Genomic DNA, 17,221 nt, shown 5'->3' with positions numbered 1-17,221 from the left:
GGGTGGCCGCGCTCGCACATGGTCTAACCTGACAAGGGGGCATACACCGGAGTATGACCCCTCCAATCGCCACAGCGCGGGCTGGCTTCGCAGGCCTCGGGCGGGGAGTGCGGTGATGACGGCAGGGCGGTCAATGTTCCACTCGCTTGTGTCCCGGGCATGGGTGCTGGCGGGCGTGCTGCTGCTGGCCGTGATGACGGCGAGTGCCGACACGCCACGACCGGGCGGGGCGTCCGAGGCCCCCGCAGCCGCGACCCGCGTGCTGCAAACCGACCCGGAGGGATTGCGCCGCGCCGTGCGCCAGCTGCGCCCGGGCGATCATCTTCAGCTCGCCCCGGGCGAATACCCCGACCCGCTGGTGTTGCGGGGCATTAGCGGGACCGCCGAGCAGCCGATCGTGATCACCGGCCCGGATTCGGGAGACCCGGCCATCCTCCGCGGACGTTCGGGCAGTAATACCATTCGCCTGATCAATGCCGCGCACCTGGTGATCCGGCACCTGACCCTGGAGGGGGGTGGGCACAATATCGCCGGGGTCGTAGTCGAGCACGACAGTGAGTACGCCCACGACATCACGCTGGAGCACCTGACCATCCGCGGCTATGACCGTTCGCAGGGCAACAGCGGTATCACCACCCGAGCCGCCGCCTGGAACTGGACCATCCGCCACAACGACATTCGCGATGTCGGCACCGGCATGTACCTCGGCCGTCCGGACGGGACGGGACCGTTTGTCGCGGGCCTGATCGAGCACAACTTCATTGGTCGTACCCTGGGCTACAGCATGCAGATCAAGCACCAGCGTCCGCGAACCCCGCGCGCGGGGATGCCGACCGAACCCCATGCCACCATCATCCGCCACAACGTGTTCAGCAAGGCGGAGCGCGCGAGCAGCGGGCATCGCGCACGGCCCAATCTGCTGGTGGGGCACTTCCCGCCCGAGGGGCCCGGACAGCACGACTGGTACTGGATCTACGGCAACCTCTTCTACCAGAACCCCCACCAGCGCCTCTTTCAGGGCGAGGGCCGCCTGGCTCTGTACAACAACCTGTTCTTCAACGATGCCGGCAGTGCCCTGATCGTGCAGCCGCACAACCACATCCCGAAGGATGTCCTGATCGTCCATAACACCGTGGTCGCACGAGGGTTCGGGATACGACTGGTTCCCGGCGATCGGCGCTATGAACAGGTCATCGCCGGGAATGCGGTCTTCGCCGACCCCGCGATCGATGCCGCGCGCACGGTCCATGCCGAACCCAACCACGAGGCGGCGTTTGGCCGGGCTCCAGCCTACCTGGTGCGCCCGCGCGGGCCGCTGGCGGAACTCGATCTGTTCCCGCGGGAAGGGATGCTGGAGTATGAGGGTCTGCCCGAGTTCCAAAGTCCTCCACCTCCCGGTCTGGAACGCGACTACAACGAACGCGGGCGCAGTCAGCCCCGATTCGGGGCCTACGCGGGCGGCCACCAGGCCAATCCGGGGCGGCGCGCAGGCGTCGGACCTGCAGGCCGGTAGCGGCCCGCGCGCGGTCACAGGCGCAGGTCGCTGGCCTCGCGCGGGAAGACCGATTTCACATCGAACAGGACCGCCTGCGGGTGCGCGAGCGCACGGATCGCTTCCACTCCCATGTCCAGGAACGCCTGGTGGGGCACCGCCACGATGATGGCGTCGAACGAATCCGCCTCGGGGGCCGAGGTGATCGGGGTGATGCCGTATTCGTGTTCGGCCTCCTCCGGATCGACCCAGGGGTCGAACACCACGACCTCCGTGTTGTATCCGCGCAGCGTATGGTAGATGTCCATCACGCGCGTATTGCGCAGGTCCGGGCAGTTCTCCTTGAAGGTCAGGCCCATCAGCAGGATGCGTGTCCCCACCGGATTGATTCCCTTGCGCACCAGCGCACGGATGGTCGCGTCCGCGATGTGGGCCCCCATCGCGTCGTTCACGCGGCGCCCTGCCAGGATCATCTCCGGGTGGTGTCCGACGGCCTGGGCCTTGTGCGTCAGGTAGTACGGGTCCACCCCGATGCAGTGCCCGCCGACCAGCCCGGGCCGGAACGGCAGGAAATTCCACTTGGTCCCGGCGGCCTGCAGGACCGCCTCGGTATCGAGGCCCAGGCGCTCGAACAGCAGTGCCAGCTCGTTGATCAGGGCGATGTTGACGTCACGCTGGGTGTTCTCGATCACCTTGGCCGCCTCGGCCACGCGGATACTCTCGGCCTTGTGCGTGCCGGCGGTGATGACGCGCGCATACAGGGCGTCGACGAAGTCCGCCACCTCCGGCAGCGAGCCCGAGGTGACCTTCTTGATGGAGGTGACTCGGTGCGCCTTGTCCCCGGGATTGATCCGCTCGGGACTGTAGCCGGTGAAGAAGTCCTCGTTGTGGATCAGCCCGGATTCCCGTTCCAGGATCGGGACGCAGTCTTCCTCCGTCGCCCCCGGATAGACCGTCGACTCGTAGATCACCACGTCGCCGCGCTTGAGCACCTGCCCCACGGTATGGGTGGCCCCGAGCAGGGGGCGCAGGTCCGGGCGGCGGTGGGCATCGATCGGCGTCGGCACGGTCACCACGAACACATTGCACGGGCGGAGTGCCTCGAGCTCCGTGGTGTAGTCCAGGTGCGTCGCCGCAGCGAGATCCTCCGGCTCGACCTCGCGGGTGCGGTCGATACCGTTTTTCAGGTCCTGGATGCGTCCGGGCTGGATATCGAATCCCAGGGTCGGCCAGACCCGGCCGAACTCGACCGCCAGGGGCAGGCCGACATAGCCCAGTCCGATAACCCCGAGGCGAATCTCTTCCAATGAGGGGAGTGCATGCATGAGTGAGGGCTCTTCCGTGCAGCGGGTTGAGTGACGGGCGTCTTTCCGGGTCGGTTTCCTTTACACCCGGGCAGGCAGCGTAGTGCGAGCTTAGGCACAACATGGATGGCGGGACAATGATGAAAAATCTGGACAAATTTCGTCCTTTCGTCCTATGCCCATTTCCCTGAATTCGAACTACATTGGGCGCTAATGCCCCAGCCAAACCGGCGTGTCGGGGTTTCGACGGGATCACTATATGTCTACAGATTCGCAGTGCGACATCCTGTGCGTCGTCGGCGCGCGCCCCAACTTCATGAAGATCGGCCCGGTGATGCGGGCCCTGCAGCAAGCCCGGATACCGGCGCAGCTTGTGCACACGGGGCAGCACTACGACCCGGCGATGAACGAGCGCTTCTTTGCCGATCTGCAGATCCCCCGGCCGGATATCAATCTCGAGGTGGGCTCCAGCTCGCATGCCGTGCAAACGGCCGAAGTGATGATGCGTTTCGAGGGCGTGCTGGACCGCGTGCAGCCTCGAGCCATTCTCGTGGTGGGTGATGTGAACTCCACGATCGCCTGTGCCCTGGTGGCGGCCAAGAAGGGGGTCGGGGTGATCCATGTGGAAGCGGGGTTGCGCAGCTTCGATCGCAGCATGCCGGAGGAGGTGAACCGGGTGCTGACCGACCAGATCTCCGACCTGCTGTTCATCACCGAGCGCCATGCCCGCGACAACCTTGTGCGCGAGGGTATCGCCCCCGATCGGGTGCACTTTGTCGGCAACGTGATGATCGATACCCAGCTCTACAACCTGGAGCGTGCCGTGCCGTGGCAGGAGACGTTGCGGTCGGCCGAGGTGGATACCGATGCGTTCTCCGACAACCGGGACTATGGGGTGCTGACCTTGCATCGCCCCTCCAATGTCGACCATGCGCCGGTGATGAAGCGCCTGGTCGACAGCCTGGTGGCCATCGCCCGGGAACTTCCCCTGGTATTCCCGCTGCACCCCCGCACCCGGGCCCGTCTGCAGGGGTTCGGGCTGGAGTCTGCCCTGCGCGAGGCGCCGATCGCCGTGCTGCCACCGGCCGGCTACCTGGAGATGCTGGGACTGATGAAAGACGCCCGCGTCGTGCTGACCGACTCCGGCGGCATGCAGGAGGAAACCACGGCCCTCGGGGTGCCCTGCATCACCCTGCGCGAGAACACGGAACGCCCGATCACGATCGATGAAGGTACCAATATTTTAGTAGGCAATGACCCGCAACGACTGATGGAGTCTTTCCGCGAGGTCATGGACCATGGGGGCAAACAGGGGCGCATCCCGGAATACTGGGACGGCAATGCCGCAGAACGCATCGTGGCCGTCGTGGCTGACTGGCTGAATCACGCAAGAAAATCCTGACCGGTTTGTTCTCGCGCCCCCCGATGACGCCCCGAGCGGGTTCAGGAGATCGTGGGTGGAGCGCATGCTGCGAGTACCGTTGTCCATGCTGTCGCCGCAAGGCCGGCGCGCGCGCCTGACGATCCTCGCCTATCACCGCGTGCTGACGGACCCCGACCCGCTGCGACCGGAAGACCCGGTGGCCGAGACCTTTCGCTGGCAGATGCGCCTGCTGGCGCGGGAGATGAACCCGCTGCCGCTGGACGAGGCCATCGAGCGCCTGCAGGAAGGCCGGCTCCCCGCCCGGGCCGTTGCGGTCACCTTCGACGACGGTTATGCCGACAACGCGGAGGTCGCGTTGCCGATCCTGCGCGAGGAAGGGGTGCCGGCAACGTTCTTTGTCGCCACCGGCTATCTGAATGGCGGCTGCATGTTCAACGACATGCTGATCGAAACGGTTCGCCAGATTCCCTCCATGGCAGTGGACCTGACCCCGGAGGGACTGGGCACGCGTTCATTGGACTCCGTGGCGCAGCGCCGCTCCACGATCCACGCCCTGATCGGGGCCCTCAAGTATCGGCCGCTGACCGAACGCAGCCGTCGCGCCGAGGCGCTGGGTGCGCGTTTCGGCGTCATGCCCCCCGGCGATCTGATGATGACCGATGCCCAGGTTCGTGAGCTGGCCGATGCCGGCATGGGAATCGGCGGGCACACCGTCCTGCACCCGATCCTGGCCGAGACCGATGCCGCGACCGCACAGCAGGAGATCGCGGAGGGCAAGGCCGAACTCGAGGCCCTGGTGGGACGTCCCGTACGGCTGTTTGCCTACCCCAACGGGCGCCCCGGCAAGGACTATGCGCCGGAGCATGTCGAGATGGTGCGTGCCAGTGGGTTCGAGGCTGCGGTATCCACGATGGCGGGTGCCGCTGGCCGCGATACGGATCCGCTGCAGCTGCCGCGCTTTACCCCCTGGGACCGAACGCCTCTGCGCTTTGGCCTGCGGCTGGCGCGCAATCTGGCTTCAGCCCACTGAAGGTGCGAACACGATGACGACCCGCGTCCATTTGACCGTTGATACCGAGTTCAGCATCGCCGGGGCCTTTCGCGAGCCACAAACCCACCAACCGGTCGGGCCGCCGTCGGTCTACTGCCATCGCAACGGGCGTTCCGAAGGTCTTGGCTATCTGCTGGACACCCTCGACCGGAATGCGATTCGCTCCACCTTCTTTGTCGAGACGCTGAACACGACTTACTTCGGCGACGAGCCGATGGGCGAGATCGCCCACGAGATCGCCGGCCGCGGGCACGATATCCAGCTCCATCTGCACCCCTGCTGGACGTACTTCGGACACCCGGACTGGGTTCAGCGGCTGCAAAGCGACCCGCCGAACGACAATGTCACTCGGCGCAGCGTTGACGAACTGGCCGACCTGATCGAACAGGGAAGGGCGACGTTCCGCCGCTGGGGGCTGGATGCCCCCAGCGTGCTGCGTACCGGCGGGCTCAAGGTCGATCTGAAGGTCTACGCCGCCATGCGCCAGGCCGGGCTCCCCCGGGCCTCCAATATCGGGCTCGCGATCTATCCGCCGGCCGAGCCGGAGCTGCAGCTGCGGGGTGGCTGCCATGTGATCGACGGGGTACTCGAGTTCCCGGTGACCACCTACACCGATTTCCGGTGGGGGCCGCGGGCCCATCTGAAGTCGCTCACCATTACCGGCACCTCCTGGCCGGAGATGCGCAGGCTGCTGTTCCAGGCCCGGCGCCAGGGGCTTAGCGATGTGGTCGTGCTCACCCACCCGTTCGAGTTCGTGCGCTATCGGGACGATCAGCCGACACCCGGCATCAATCCGCTGACCCGCCGCCGCCTCGAGCGACTGTGCCGGTTCCTGCGGTCGGAACCCGGATTCAGCCCGGCCTGCATGGCCGACGTGCTGGCCACGCCCGCGCCTCGGGAGGCGACCCCCATGCTCACCGTCCCCGCGGCCCAGGCGGCACTGCGTGCCCTGGAGAACTGGACCAGTCAGCGGGTGTTCTGGGGATGAAAGCCGACCACCCAATGGCCGGACATTCGGTGGCCCGCTATCCGGTCGAGCAGGTCCGTCTCGCCCTGCGCATCGGCGAGATCACGCTGGGCGACGTCTCGCTGCGAATGTCGGTCGACAGCCGCCATTTCCTGCAGCGCCCGGCGGCCCAGGCCCCGTACGCCGGGGATGCACTCGCCGATGGCCACCTGGCCCGCTCGCAGCCCGTCGAGGCGCCCTTGCCACGGCTGTCGTGGGTGGAGGGCTATCTGCGCTACGTCCCCAGCCAGTACATGCGCCACTACATCGATCTCGACATGGGCTGGGAGAGTTATCAGGCGAAATTCTCGTCCAAGTCGCGCCAGACGATGCGGCGCAAGGTACGCAAGTTCGCCGAAGCCTCCGGGGGCACGATCGACTGGCGTACCTATCGTACGCCGGAGGAGCTCGAGACCTTTCGCAGCCTGGCGCGCGAGGTCTCGCGACTGACCTATCAGGAGCGCCTGCTGAACGCCGGCCTCCCGGATGATGACGCGTTCGCCGAGCGCAGCGCGCGGCTGGCCGCCACCGACCAGGTGCGGGCCTACCTCCTGTTCCTGGACGGCGAGCCGGTGGCCTATCTCTATTGCCCGGCCCGCGACTCGGCCCTGATCTACGCCCACCTGGGCTACCACCCGAAGGTGGCCGCCCTGTCGCCGGGCACGGTACTGCAATGGCTGGTGCTGGAATCCCTGTTCCAGGAGGGCCGGTTTCGCTATTTCGATTTTGCCCCGGGCGACAGCCCGCACAAGGCCCTTTTTGGTTCGGACCACCAGCTCTGTGCGGATGTCTATTACCTGCGGCGTCGCCCGCGCCCGCTCGCCCTGGGTCTTGCCCATACCGCTACCACGCTGGGTTCGGACGCCGTCTCCGCGGCCCTGTCCCGGATCGGTCTCAAGCAATCGCTGAAGCGTTTCCTGCGCCGCGGCGGGGCCAGCAACCCTGTCGGCCATGATCGGGAGGTGATCAAGAAATGATCCTGAAACGCCACCTTCGCAAGGCCTACACCTGCGCCAGGGGCTACTACCTGGCGGTATCGCAACCGACCCCGGACGCCCCGCGCGTCACCACCCGGCTGCACGGCGTACTCAAGGCCCGGTTTCGGCATCGTATCGGGCCGCGCTATTACTCGCTCTACCGTCTGGCCGCGATCGAGCCCTCGCGCTGGAATGACTATGTGATCGACAACAAGGACTACGGGGATAACTTCCGAGCGATCAGCGCGGAACGGTACCGAACCATCATTAACCGCAAGAGCCTGTTTTCTGATCACTGCCAGCGCCATGGGCTGCCCACGCCAGAGCTGCGGGTGATCGTCTCGCCCAGTACGGCATCGCTGGACGGCGATCGTTCAAGCACTCGGCGCCTGGTTGCCCCCAGCGTGCGGCGCTGGCTGGAGTTGATGGGAGATCGTGCGGATGATCTGTTCATCAAGCCTGATGACGGGGCCTATGGAGATGGGGCGTTTTCCGCCAGCCGGCGAGGGAACCGCTGGCACTATCAAGGCCGCACTACGACTGCCAACGACCTGTTCTATTTCATCCGGGAGCGTGCCAACGAGGGTCAGATGCGTTTTATCGTTCAGTCGCGCATCCAGGCCCATGACAAGCTCAGGGGTTTGATGTCGCCCACCGCCGTGGGTTGTGTGCGGATCGTGACGTACATGCGAGACGGGCAGGCCCACTTGTTCTGTGCGGAGATCAAGCTGACTGCGGGGGACGGGGACACCGATAATTTCGGGTTGGCGGCCAACGGCAATATGGTCTCCGCTGTGGATATGGACAGCGGTCGTTTATCGGTCGGCTATGCCTCGCGCAGTCCCGTCTGGCCGGTCATCCAGCCGGTATCCGAGCATCCGGACACCGGCAGGCGCATCGAGGGTACCCGGTTGCCGCTGTGGGAGGAGGTCAAGTCGCTTGCACTTCAGGCCCAGCGCAGCCTGCCCGAGGTCAAGACGATTGGCTGGGACATCGCGATTACCCCCGAGGGCCCTCTGATTCTCGAGGGCAATACGACCTATGGGCTGGCCAGTCTCCAGATCGCGCACCAGCGCGGGTTCCGGCGGGAGATGGAGCAGATCTTTCAAGGGTAGGCGGGTAAGGTCTGCGCTCGGGCTAGAGCAGAAAAGGGAGCGGATCGCGCATCGCCTGCCACAGGCCGCGCAGGTTGTACGGGGCGATCCCGCGCCACTGGCGGGGCTGCCAGAGCAGGTGTTTCAGCAGGTGGCTGTGCAGGTGGTAGGCGCCGGCCGCGGGGGAGGCGCGTACAAATGAGCCCCCCGCAGCGAGTGCAAAACCCGCCTCGACGAAATTGATCCCCGCCCACAGCGAGGCCTGCAGGGTGTACCAGAAGCGCGGGTTGCATTCGAGTACGCGAATGGCCCCGGTCGATTCGTCCACGCGCAGGTCGATATTCGCCACGCCGGTATAGTGGGACGCCCGGACGATCCGGCGACCGATCTCCAGCAGCCGCTCGTCGGCGAAAAATTCCAGTGAGCAGGGATTCCGGCGCGATTGCAGGAGGTGGCAGACCACCTCCCCATCCCGGGCCAGCAGGCTCAGGTCCGCGTCAAATCCGGGTGCGTATTCCTGCACCACCAGCGGGAACTGAGCATGTCGGCCACCTTTCTCCAGGTGGGTCTCGATATCCTCGAGGCGTTTCGCCTGAATGATTCCATGACTGGATTCGCCGTACAGCGGTTTGACCACGAGCGGGAATGTCATCCCGGCATTCTGCAGGCGCTCCAGGTCCCCGGGTCCTTCCAGGCGCAGTGCCTTTGGACACGGGATTCCGTGGGTCTCCATGAAATGCTGAAAGGTCCATTTGTCGTCCAGCATGCCCAGCACCTCCAGGCTGCTGGAGGGAAAGGCCGTCACGCCCGGCAGGCGCGGTGCGAGCGCGTGTACTACGCCGGCCCCCAGGATGTCGGCCCCGACCAGCCCGTCGATACGGTGTTGTGTGCAGTAGTCGCGCAGGCGGTCGCCAAAGGCTTCCAGGGTTTCCGACTGGATATCCGGCAGGGGCATGCGCAGGTAGCGATCGCAGTACCGGGAGTGACGGGCGGCCCCCGGGGACTTGAGCTCCAGTAGATGGACCTCGGTGCCGAGGCGCTGCAGGCAGTACAGTACCTTCAGGGCAAGCGGCGAACCGTCGGAGAGCACCGCGACGCGTTGCGGCATGGGGATTTCGGTCATACCGGCAGGCGAAGTTGAATGCGCCGGGAGAACGGGCAGATCTCGATATAGGAGCCGGCGACCCGCCAGCCGGTTTTTTCGCTGACCCGGATCGAGCTCTTGTGGCTGTGCCAGATGCGGCTGTACAGGCGGGTGAAGCCCCGTTGCGACATCAGGTAGGCCGTCTGCCTTTTCAGCAGGGCCGCATACCCCTGCCCGCGATGCTGGGGCAGGGTGTACAGCCCGGTGGATTTCGCCGCCCCCTCGGGCAGTCTCCAGCTGCGCCCCTGGCGCTCGGCCTCGTACCGCGCGCCCCACCAGTACCATTGCACTGCCACGAGCTCGTCGTCGCGAAAAAGACCGAAACCCTGCGCCCCCTCGCCTCCGAACTCCCGACGCTGCAGCATCCCTTCATCCACCACGCCGTCCAGGTCCTCGGGGGCGATCGGCCCGACCCGGATGCCTTCAGGCAGTTCGACCGCGGGCTGCGGGAGGTCGATATAAAAGACCTTCCAGTACTGGTAATCGCCCAGCCCCAGGTGCAGGGCCTCCTTTAAAAGGCTGCGCGGACTGTAAACATTGACGGTGGCCACACGCTTCCCCCATTGCAGACTTCGCTGACGCCGCGAATGCCGAGCAAGACCTTCCTGATTTCCGGCGCACGCGGTGCCGCGAGCGTGGTAGCCAGCTTGATTTCAAATCAACTGTCTATGATGGACGGTGTCGGCTGCGCGTCCATGTGTCGCCAGAAAGCGATCCTGAATCATCGTATCCCTAGCATATATCGCGTTGTTGCAACTGTCGGTACGGTTTTTTTGGTACGCGACAGGCCTTTTCGCGCCGTTTTGAACTGCTAATCTGAAACGTCCGGATTCGGGTCTTTGCAGGAGCGACGGGGTTGCTCGATCAGACCTGGAAGACGGGACGTTCTTGCAGCAACAGGTGCGGGTGCGTTCACGCGTTTACTTTTAATCGTGGAGTCCATCGTGGGTAAAGTCTCGGGGTTGTTGGTGTCCGCGCTTTATCGCTCTAATCACATTGTGCGGCACTTCTGCCGCTCCGATGTGTGGGGCCAGTTTCAGGCGGCCGCCAACCACTACGGTTCCTCGACACCGGCCATTGCCTGGAAGGCGCTGCGGCTGTACGGGGCCGGTCGATTTCTGCCGGGTGAGTCGTTGTGTCGGGGTCTGCTGGACCCGCGGCTTCCGGTGAACGAACACCTGGCCCACGTCAGCGAAGAACGCCTGCACGGGCTTCAGCATGCGGTGAACTCGCCGCATGCGGCGATGTGTCGCGACAAGCTCATGTTTCACGACTTCTGTCGCAGTCATGACCTCCCTGTGGCCGCCCTGTTCGGGGTGGTTTCGCGTCATGGATCGCGCGACGCCCAGGGAGAGCCGCTCTCCACGCCCGCGCAATGGGAGGCCTTCGTGCGGCGGCTACCCGCATCGTTTCTGGCCAAGCCCAGGCACGGCCGCCAGGGGCGCGGGATTGTCGCGCTGGGGCTGGATGCACGGGAGGGCACCGCCCTGCCCGAGTTCGCGAAGGAGGTCGCTGGTCTGGCCGATGATGGCGAGGATCGCATCCTCGAGCAGCGTCTGCGCAGCCATGACCGCGTCGCCGAACTGACCGGGACCCGCTCCATATCGGCGCTAAGACTGTTCACCCGGGTCAGCCCGGAAGGGGACCCGGAGGTGCTGGACTGTCACTTCCGCCTGATTGTCGGCGATTCGGTTACCGATAACATCAGTGACCCGCGCACCGGCCGTTACACGGCCAACGTGGTGGCCCTGCCGCAGCTCGACGATGGACGGCTGGGCAAGGCCTGGGCGTTCAACGCCAATGGCCTGGGCTATAACTGGGTCACCCACCACCCGACCACGGGCGCCTTGATCGAAGGATTCGAGGTGCCGTTCTGGGCGGAGGCCCTGCAGCTGGTCAAGACGGCGGCAAGGGACCTTCTGCCAATCCGGACGGCCGGCTGGGACGTGGCCCTGACCCCGAACGGTCCGGTCCTGATCGAGGTGAACGAGCGTTTTCAGCACGTCGGGTTCGGTGATGGCATTCAGCGTATCCGGCAGGCCCTGCTGGCGGACAAACGCTATCTGGAAACCGCCGGCCTCTCGTGCCCCCCTTCGTCTTCGCAGCTGCATTAGCCGCCATGCCCTCGCTGTCAGCTCATTACGCGGATCGGCGAAAAGGCCTCCAGGTCCACCGGGGCCCCTCGCGGAGCATACGATGGCGTTCGTAGAGGTTATCGGTCGCCAGTGCCTGGGGCAGGCTTCCCATCATCTGGGGTTCGACTGGGTCGCCGGAGGCCCGACGCTCGTCGCGGGCTGGTCATTCGACGGGGCGAGTCTCTCCGTCTCGGCGGATCGGCTCGGGTTCATCCCGCTGTTCTATGCCCGCGAGGGCCGTCGCCTGATCGTGGCCGACTCCCTGCAGGAGGCCGCGGCGCGCTTGTCGGCGCCCACTTTTGACGACGAGGCCATCGCGGTCTTCATGGCCCTGGGCTATCTGGTGGGTGACCAGACTCCGCTGGCGGGCGTGAAGGTTCTGATGCCAGGAGAGACCCTGCTGTGGCGCGAGGGTGTGCTCTCCGGCGAGCGCCCCGCCACCCCCCTGATGGCCCCTTTTTCCGGAGACCCGCACGAGGCACGGATACGGTTCGCGGAACTCTTTGCGCGGGCCATCGAACGGCGCGCCGCTGGAGGAGTGGGGCGCCTGCCTTTGTCCGGCGGCCGCGACTCGCGCCATATCTGTCTGGAGCTGGCGCAACAGGGCACCCCGCCACCCCGAACCCTGGTCCTGCGGGCGAAGAGGGGGGACGAGAGTGGGGTGGCGTGCACAGTGGCCCGGCACCTGGGCATCGAGTGCCAGGTGATCGACAATCCCCAGGATCGTATCGCCGCGGAGCGACAGAAAAACCGCCTGAACCACTACTCCACCGACGAAAACAGCTGGTACCTCGCGCTGATGCCGCATCTGCAGGGCCCGGTATTCGATGGCCTGGCCGGCGATGTGTTGTGCAACGGTTCCTATTTCGACGCGCGTCTGGCCGAGTGTCTGGATGCCGACGACCTCGCAGGTGCGGTCAGTCGCTTGCTGGCGGCGGGCAGCTATACCGCGTTCCTGAAGCGCCCGTTTCAGGAGCGCTGGGGCATACAGATCGCCCGTGAGGCGATCAACCGCGAGCTGTCCGCGCACGCCGGTGCCCCCGACCCGGTCAAGTCGTTCCTGTTCTGGAACCGGATCCGCCGCGAGATCGCCCTGCTGCCGATCGCCATGGCCGGCCAGCAGCAGGCGGTATGCCTGCCCTATCAGGATCCCGACGTGCTGGCGTTTCTGCTGAGCCTGCCGTGGCAGTCGTTTGCGATGCGCGCGTTCCATGACGAGGTGATCAAGAGTCACTATCCCCACGCCGCGCACATCCCGTACAGCCAGAAGCCCACGGAGCCGCACCCGCGCGCGGAGTGGACGGGTATCAGCCGCAGGGCGGCCCACCTGGCGCGGCCATTGTTCAATGTGTTCACTCGCCCCGAGCGTGTGGTCGGCTACACCCTCGAGGCCCTCCGCACAGGGCGGACCCGTCCGCTCTCGCCGACCTTCGTCAAGGTGATGCCGCTACTCCAGGCGGTGCAGGAGCTGGGCGTCGACCCTCACCGTAACCAGGCGGCCATGCATCCGGCCGTCAAGGTCGCCTGATGCGCCGGCTCGCATTCCGCAGCACCGTCTGGCTGCTGGTCGCCCTGGCGCTGGGATTCGTGGCCAGCCAGGCGGCGGCGAATGACAGCGCACTGGCCCGGCTGGCGGCCGGCCTGCAACCCGGGGAGCTGGCACCGCTCGACGCCGGCCTGCCCGAGGGGTTTCAGCGCTATCACGACTTTCTGCGTGCCTACTCGATCGATCCGGATACCTGGAATGACAGTGCGCATTGGGATGCCAACCGGCGCCAGGTCTTCATGTATGGCGACCGTGGATCGCGGCCGGTATTCATTGCCTACAGCGAGGACCGGCATGCGTGGCAGCACCTGTCCGCCGAGGGCCCGCCCCCCTTCGCGCATGTCTATGGCGGCGTGGCGCTCGACCCCGAGCGGGGCCATTACTACAAGATCAGTGCCGGCCGTTCGCAGCGCACCCTGCATCGCTATTCCATTGCGGAGGATCGCTGGGAACTCGCCACGCGCAGTTTCCCCGGCCCCGGTGGCGGCTGGGAGCATACCGACCCGATCGAGTGGCACGACGCGCTGGATCAGCTGATCTACCTCCGCGAGGGCCAGGTCTACGGCCTCCGCGAAGGCCGCTGGGTCGAACACGGCCAGGCCGCGGTGGACGGCTATCACTCCTCGGCCCAGTACAACCGCGTGCGCGACGAGATGCTGTTTATTGGTGGCAACAAGTCACGCAACAAGGTCTCCCTGCTAGACGCCAACGGCCACGTGCGTGACCTCGGCGACGCCCCGTTCGTGTTCGGGATCATGAACGAGAGCCTGACCTATGACCCGCAAACGGGGAACTACCTCGTGCTGCGGGCCGGCCGTGTACGCGAGTTGTGGGAGCTCGATCCGGACAGGGACGAATGGCGCAAGGCCGCCGACTGGAGCGGCCAGCGCTGGCCGTTTGATCGCTATGGCGGGATCGTGCCGGTGCCGATTGACGACCACGGGGTGGTCCTGTGGCTCAACCAGGCCGGCCCGCTGCTGCACCGGCATCAGTCCGTGTTCGGTCAGGAGCGGTCGGCGGCCTCCCCGCCAGCATCGGCCGAGCCCCGCGCGGCGTTCCTGCAGGTTTCGGCATCGCAATCCGCGCCCGCGCCGGAGCGGCGTTCAAAGCTGTACGACATCGCCGAGACCCTGGAGCCGGGCGAGTTCCGCCGCGTGGAGACCCGGCTGCCGGACGGCGTTCCGGACATGGCGCGCATGAACAACACCCAGTGGCACGACCCGGAAAAGCGGGGCACGTTCGGGGTCGGCTGGACCGACCGCCACATCTTCGATCCGGAGACCGGACGGCTGTTCAATATCCTGATGCGCGACAATTCCGTCCGCTCGGTGACCTGGCTGGAGCCGGATCTGACCTGGGCCGGCGTCGTGGCCCCGCCGGGGCTCGACTATGACGGCGGCGAACGGCGCCCGTACAACCGCCTGATGGATGGCGGTGATGGCTACCTGTACTTCTCGCCGAGCGAGCCGCGGCGCTCCGATATCGGCCGCCTGGTGCGCGCCCCGTACACCGACCCGACCGCCTGGGAGGAGGTCGGCCTGGGGGCCGGCCAGAGCAATGCGCATGCGGTGGGCGACCACTCCACCGTGTGGCACCCCGACATCGAGAAATTCGTCCTCTACACGCTGGGCTCCGCCAGCTACGACCTTATACCGGGTGACGGCATCGAGGCCCACACGATGGGGCAGGTCCGTGTCTGGGGGCATGGCGACCGGGCATGGACCTATCCCCGCAACCACCCGGACTACCGGGGCCCCGAGGGCCGTACCCAGTCCTCCGGCTATGGCGGGACGACGCTCTACAACCCGATCCGCCGCGAGGTGCTGATCTACGGGGGCATGACCCAGTACGGTGGCAACCACCGCCGCGGCGCCGAGGCCACGGCCACCATCGATCGCGAGGGCCGGTTCCAGCGGCACGGGCCCTCCGGACAGGCCTATGTTGCCGGCGGCAGCCGGCTGACCTATCACCCGAAAACCGGGGATTACATCCTGCTGCAGAACAATGCACGGCAGATGTACATCGGCGACCCGCCGCGCGGGAAACCCTGGCGGCTCATGTACAACTGGCAGCAGGTGGACTTTGCCGAGCGTCCGTTTGACCGCTACGAGAACTGGCATCGCGTCACCCCGCTGCCCGGGACGGATGTGCTGATCTGGTCCGACCTGCGGCGCGGGATCATCCTGCAGCGCCTGCCCGCGGGCGACTAGGATTCAGTCGCCCCAGCCAAGCGTCAGCCGGTGGGCATAGGGGCCTGGGGGCAGGGGCTTCGGCGGCAGTGCGCAGCCCCGCCCGGGGATGGTCGAGGGCAGGGGGACCTGAACGATCGAGCGTCCGGAGACCGGAAAGAGCACTTCGGTCCACTGGCCGGTCACCGGATCCTGCTGCTGGAGCCGTCGCACAGTCGGGCTGTTGTCGACCACCAGTGCATGGCCGCCCGGGTTCAGGTAGTCGACCGGTGCCGCGCCCCGACATTCCATCGCGACCTCCTGGCGCAGTGTAGGTCCGGCAGGTTCCAGCCAGAACGTAATGCGGCCGAACAGGGCAGACGAGCGTGGGCGCCGCAAGGCATCCCCGCGCCCGATGGTCCCGCCGAACCAGCGCCAGTCCAGTGCCGCCAGGCCACGCCTCCAGAGGGTGCGGGTCGCTGCCCGCAGCACGGGCACCGCGTGGCCATCTTCCAGGCGTACCCGTACGGCGGCCCCCAGCGTATCCACCGTCACCGAGCGAAAATCGGCCAGGGCCCAGAGCTGGTCGCCGATCCGAAACAAAGGGACCCAGCCGGCCAGGGCCGGGTGGCGCAGCAGCGCTTCGGCCTCGACCCGTACCGCCGGCGGGCACAGGATCCGGTCGCGGTGGCGAATGTGAAAGGGCTGCCCACCGGCATAACGCAGCTCGGCCACGTCGCGGCTGAACGCCTGTGGTGCCTGCCCGCGGGTGCTGATCAGCGCACACAGGTCCGGCCCGGCCCGGGCGCACAGCACGCCCGCCTGAAGGTCCTGCTGGCAGGCTTCGGTTCGTCCCCCTGCCCACTGAAGGCCCTCGACGATGTCGGGCGTGCCCTCGCGACGCCTTCGGTCACTGGCCCATGCCAGGATCGCGGCGGCCCAGGCGTTGTAGACCGACAGGTGCATGTAGTCGTCCCATCCCGCGGGACGGTTCCCGGGGGTGGGCACGGAGGCACGATCCGCGGGTGTCAGATCCAGCAGGCCGTCGGTTCTGCGTTGCCGTTCCCATCGCCTCAGCACACCACCCAGCATCTGCCCGGCCGGGGCGTCCGTCTGCTGAGTCCCGGCCAGCCCGAGTAGATCCAGGCTGCCCACCAGGCAGGCGTCGCCGAACAGCGAATGGGTGCTGCGGCCAAGGCCCCCCGCGTACTCCCCGCCGTCCCAGGTCAGCGCGACCCAGCCGTAGAGGCGCTGCGTGAGCGTTGCCAGCGCGGGTGTCGGCGTGTAACACAGCGCAATCGAGGCGATCAGCAAGGCCTTGTGGTGGTACGCCATCGGGGTGGCCACGCCGCGTGGCCCCGGGCGGGCCGGATAGTCGATAAAACCGCCGCTGGCGGTCGTCCAGCGCTCCAGTAATGCGGCCAGCCGGGCCGCCGCATGGTTGCGTGGGCGGCCGGGCCGGGCCTCGATCAGACGGCAAAGCTGGGCCAGCAGGGTCCAGTTGTTCGACGGATAGCGTCGACTCGGATGGCACCGTTGCAGCGCCTCGTCGAGCATCGTTTCCAGTGCGGGCGTGACAGGTTGTATCCCCGCGATCACCCGTTCCCGCAACAGCAGCAGCAACAGGCGGTTAAACGGTGCGTGCCCGGCACGGCGGCCACAGCGCGCGAGCCAGGCCCGCAACGGCCAGTCCCACTGTTCCATCTCGGGGCCACCCTGCAGGTACAGCGCCAGCGTCGCGCTGGTCTGGCCGTAATGGTCCGCGGGGCTCGGCGCCTGCTCGACGGGATCCCAGAGTCCGGTGTCCGGTCGCACATGGGCCGCGACCGCCTGTGCGAGGCGCTCGGCCCACGGCTGGAGCGTGGAGGTTCCCAAGGTGACGACCTTACCCATGAGCGTGCGGTCGCATTGACCAGCGCT

13 protein-coding genes are annotated in these 17,221 nt (G+C 66.5%); 9 read left to right on the top strand and 4 right to left on the bottom strand.

From position 1 onward, the window contains the following. The first annotated feature begins 133 nt into the window (after window positions 1–133). Window positions 134–1,513, top strand: coding sequence for a hypothetical protein (locus F813_RS0103125; RefSeq protein ID WP_017925521.1), 1,380 nt, complete (start codon window positions 134–136; stop codon window positions 1,511–1,513). 14 nt (window positions 1,514–1,527) lie between these two features. Here the strand turns inward: F813_RS0103125 and tviB are convergent, their stop codons facing one another. Continuing rightward, window positions 1,528–2,817: a Vi polysaccharide biosynthesis UDP-N-acetylglucosamine C-6 dehydrogenase TviB gene (gene tviB, locus F813_RS0103120; RefSeq protein ID WP_012983904.1), complete on the bottom strand. Its 1,290-nt coding sequence runs from the start codon at window positions 2,815–2,817 to the stop codon at window positions 1,528–1,530. A gap of 238 nt (window positions 2,818–3,055) precedes the next feature. Here tviB and wecB point away from each other — a divergent pair, with 238 nt between their 5' ends. The 5 genes from wecB to F813_RS0103095 all read left to right on the top strand — a co-directional run bounded on the left by wecB (window position 3,056) and on the right by F813_RS0103095 (window position 8,329). Continuing rightward, complete coding sequence (wecB, locus tag F813_RS0103115; RefSeq protein WP_012983903.1) at window positions 3,056–4,198, top strand: non-hydrolyzing UDP-N-acetylglucosamine 2-epimerase; 1,143 nt, start codon at window positions 3,056–3,058, stop codon at window positions 4,196–4,198. A gap of 64 nt (window positions 4,199–4,262) precedes the next feature. Then, complete coding sequence (locus tag F813_RS0103110) at window positions 4,263–5,210, top strand: polysaccharide deacetylase family protein (protein WP_026148119.1); 948 nt, start codon at window positions 4,263–4,265, stop codon at window positions 5,208–5,210. 13 nt (window positions 5,211–5,223) lie between these two features. Then, the gene (locus F813_RS0103105; protein ID WP_012983901.1) at window positions 5,224–6,219 is read left to right on the top strand and encodes a polysaccharide deacetylase family protein; all 996 of its coding nucleotides are present in this window, start codon (window positions 5,224–5,226) and stop codon (window positions 6,217–6,219) included. Next, entirely contained in the window at window positions 6,216–7,214 is a 999-nt protein-coding gene (locus F813_RS0103100; RefSeq protein ID WP_017925520.1) for a GNAT family N-acetyltransferase, read from the top strand. Before F813_RS0103105 ends, F813_RS0103100 begins: the two co-directional genes overlap by 4 nt. Continuing rightward, complete coding sequence (locus F813_RS0103095; protein ID WP_017925519.1) at window positions 7,211–8,329, top strand: sugar-transfer associated ATP-grasp domain-containing protein; 1,119 nt, start codon at window positions 7,211–7,213, stop codon at window positions 8,327–8,329. Before F813_RS0103100 ends, F813_RS0103095 begins: the two co-directional genes overlap by 4 nt. A 22-nt stretch (window positions 8,330–8,351) precedes the next feature. Here F813_RS0103095 and F813_RS0103090 read toward each other — a convergent pair whose 3' ends face one another. Together F813_RS0103090 and F813_RS0103085 are read right to left on the bottom strand one after the other, a co-directional pair. Then, complete coding sequence (locus F813_RS0103090) at window positions 8,352–9,416, bottom strand: ATP-grasp domain-containing protein (RefSeq protein WP_017925518.1); 1,065 nt, start codon at window positions 9,414–9,416, stop codon at window positions 8,352–8,354. Between the two features lie 11 nt (window positions 9,417–9,427). Then, entirely contained in the window at window positions 9,428–10,003 is a 576-nt protein-coding gene (locus F813_RS0103085; protein ID WP_012983897.1) for a GNAT family N-acetyltransferase, read from the bottom strand. 447 nt (window positions 10,004–10,450) lie between these two features. Here F813_RS0103085 and F813_RS0103080 point away from each other — a divergent pair, with 447 nt between their 5' ends. From F813_RS0103080 to F813_RS0103070, 3 genes are all read left to right on the top strand, one after another. Next, window positions 10,451–11,566: a sugar-transfer associated ATP-grasp domain-containing protein gene (locus F813_RS0103080; protein ID WP_017925517.1), complete on the top strand. Its 1,116-nt coding sequence runs from the start codon at window positions 10,451–10,453 to the stop codon at window positions 11,564–11,566. Between the two features lie 82 nt (window positions 11,567–11,648). Further along, window positions 11,649–13,115 carry a hypothetical protein gene (locus F813_RS0103075; protein ID WP_012983895.1) on the top strand — a complete coding sequence of 489 codons (1,467 nt, stop codon included), beginning with the start codon at window positions 11,649–11,651 and terminating at the stop codon, window positions 13,113–13,115. Continuing rightward, window positions 13,115–15,343 (top strand): hypothetical protein, encoded by a 2,229-nt coding sequence (locus F813_RS0103070; protein ID WP_017925516.1) that lies wholly within the window; start codon window positions 13,115–13,117, stop codon window positions 15,341–15,343. The genes F813_RS0103075 and F813_RS0103070 overlap by 1 nt, the downstream gene beginning before the upstream one ends. 3 nt (window positions 15,344–15,346) lie before the next feature. Here F813_RS0103070 and F813_RS0103065 read toward each other — a convergent pair whose 3' ends face one another. After that, window positions 15,347–17,194 (bottom strand): hypothetical protein, encoded by a 1,848-nt coding sequence (locus F813_RS0103065; RefSeq protein WP_017925515.1) that lies wholly within the window; start codon window positions 17,192–17,194, stop codon window positions 15,347–15,349. Between the last annotated feature and the right edge of the window lie 27 nt (window positions 17,195–17,221).

Origin of the sequence: Thioalkalivibrio sp. HL-Eb18 (assembly GCF_000364985.1) — a bacterium.
GTDB lineage: Bacteria > Pseudomonadota > Gammaproteobacteria > Ectothiorhodospirales > Ectothiorhodospiraceae > Thioalkalivibrio.
This window is presented reverse-complemented; position numbering and strand designations above follow the sequence as displayed.

Excerpts from the sequence above, each read along its gene's own strand:
- F813_RS0103125 (WP_017925521.1), top strand. The coding sequence starts at position 134 with ATGTTCCACTCGCTTGTGTCCCGGGCATGGGTGCTGGCGGGCGTGCTG.
- tviB (WP_012983904.1), bottom strand. The coding sequence starts at position 2,817 with ATGCATGCACTCCCCTCATTGGAAGAGATTCGCCTCGGGGTTATCGGA.
- wecB (WP_012983903.1), top strand. The coding sequence starts at position 3,056 with ATGTCTACAGATTCGCAGTGCGACATCCTGTGCGTCGTCGGCGCGCGC.
- F813_RS0103110 (WP_026148119.1), top strand. The coding sequence starts at position 4,263 with ATGCTGCGAGTACCGTTGTCCATGCTGTCGCCGCAAGGCCGGCGCGCG.
- F813_RS0103105 (WP_012983901.1), top strand. The coding sequence starts at position 5,224 with ATGACGACCCGCGTCCATTTGACCGTTGATACCGAGTTCAGCATCGCC.
- F813_RS0103100 (WP_017925520.1), top strand. The coding sequence starts at position 6,216 with ATGAAAGCCGACCACCCAATGGCCGGACATTCGGTGGCCCGCTATCCG.
- F813_RS0103095 (WP_017925519.1), top strand. The coding sequence starts at position 7,211 with ATGATCCTGAAACGCCACCTTCGCAAGGCCTACACCTGCGCCAGGGGC.
- F813_RS0103090 (WP_017925518.1), bottom strand. The coding sequence starts at position 9,416 with ATGCCGCAACGCGTCGCGGTGCTCTCCGACGGTTCGCCGCTTGCCCTG.
- F813_RS0103075 (WP_012983895.1), top strand. The coding sequence starts at position 11,649 with ATGGCGTTCGTAGAGGTTATCGGTCGCCAGTGCCTGGGGCAGGCTTCC.
- F813_RS0103070 (WP_017925516.1), top strand. The coding sequence starts at position 13,115 with ATGCGCCGGCTCGCATTCCGCAGCACCGTCTGGCTGCTGGTCGCCCTG.
- F813_RS0103065 (WP_017925515.1), bottom strand. The coding sequence starts at position 17,194 with ATGGGTAAGGTCGTCACCTTGGGAACCTCCACGCTCCAGCCGTGGGCC.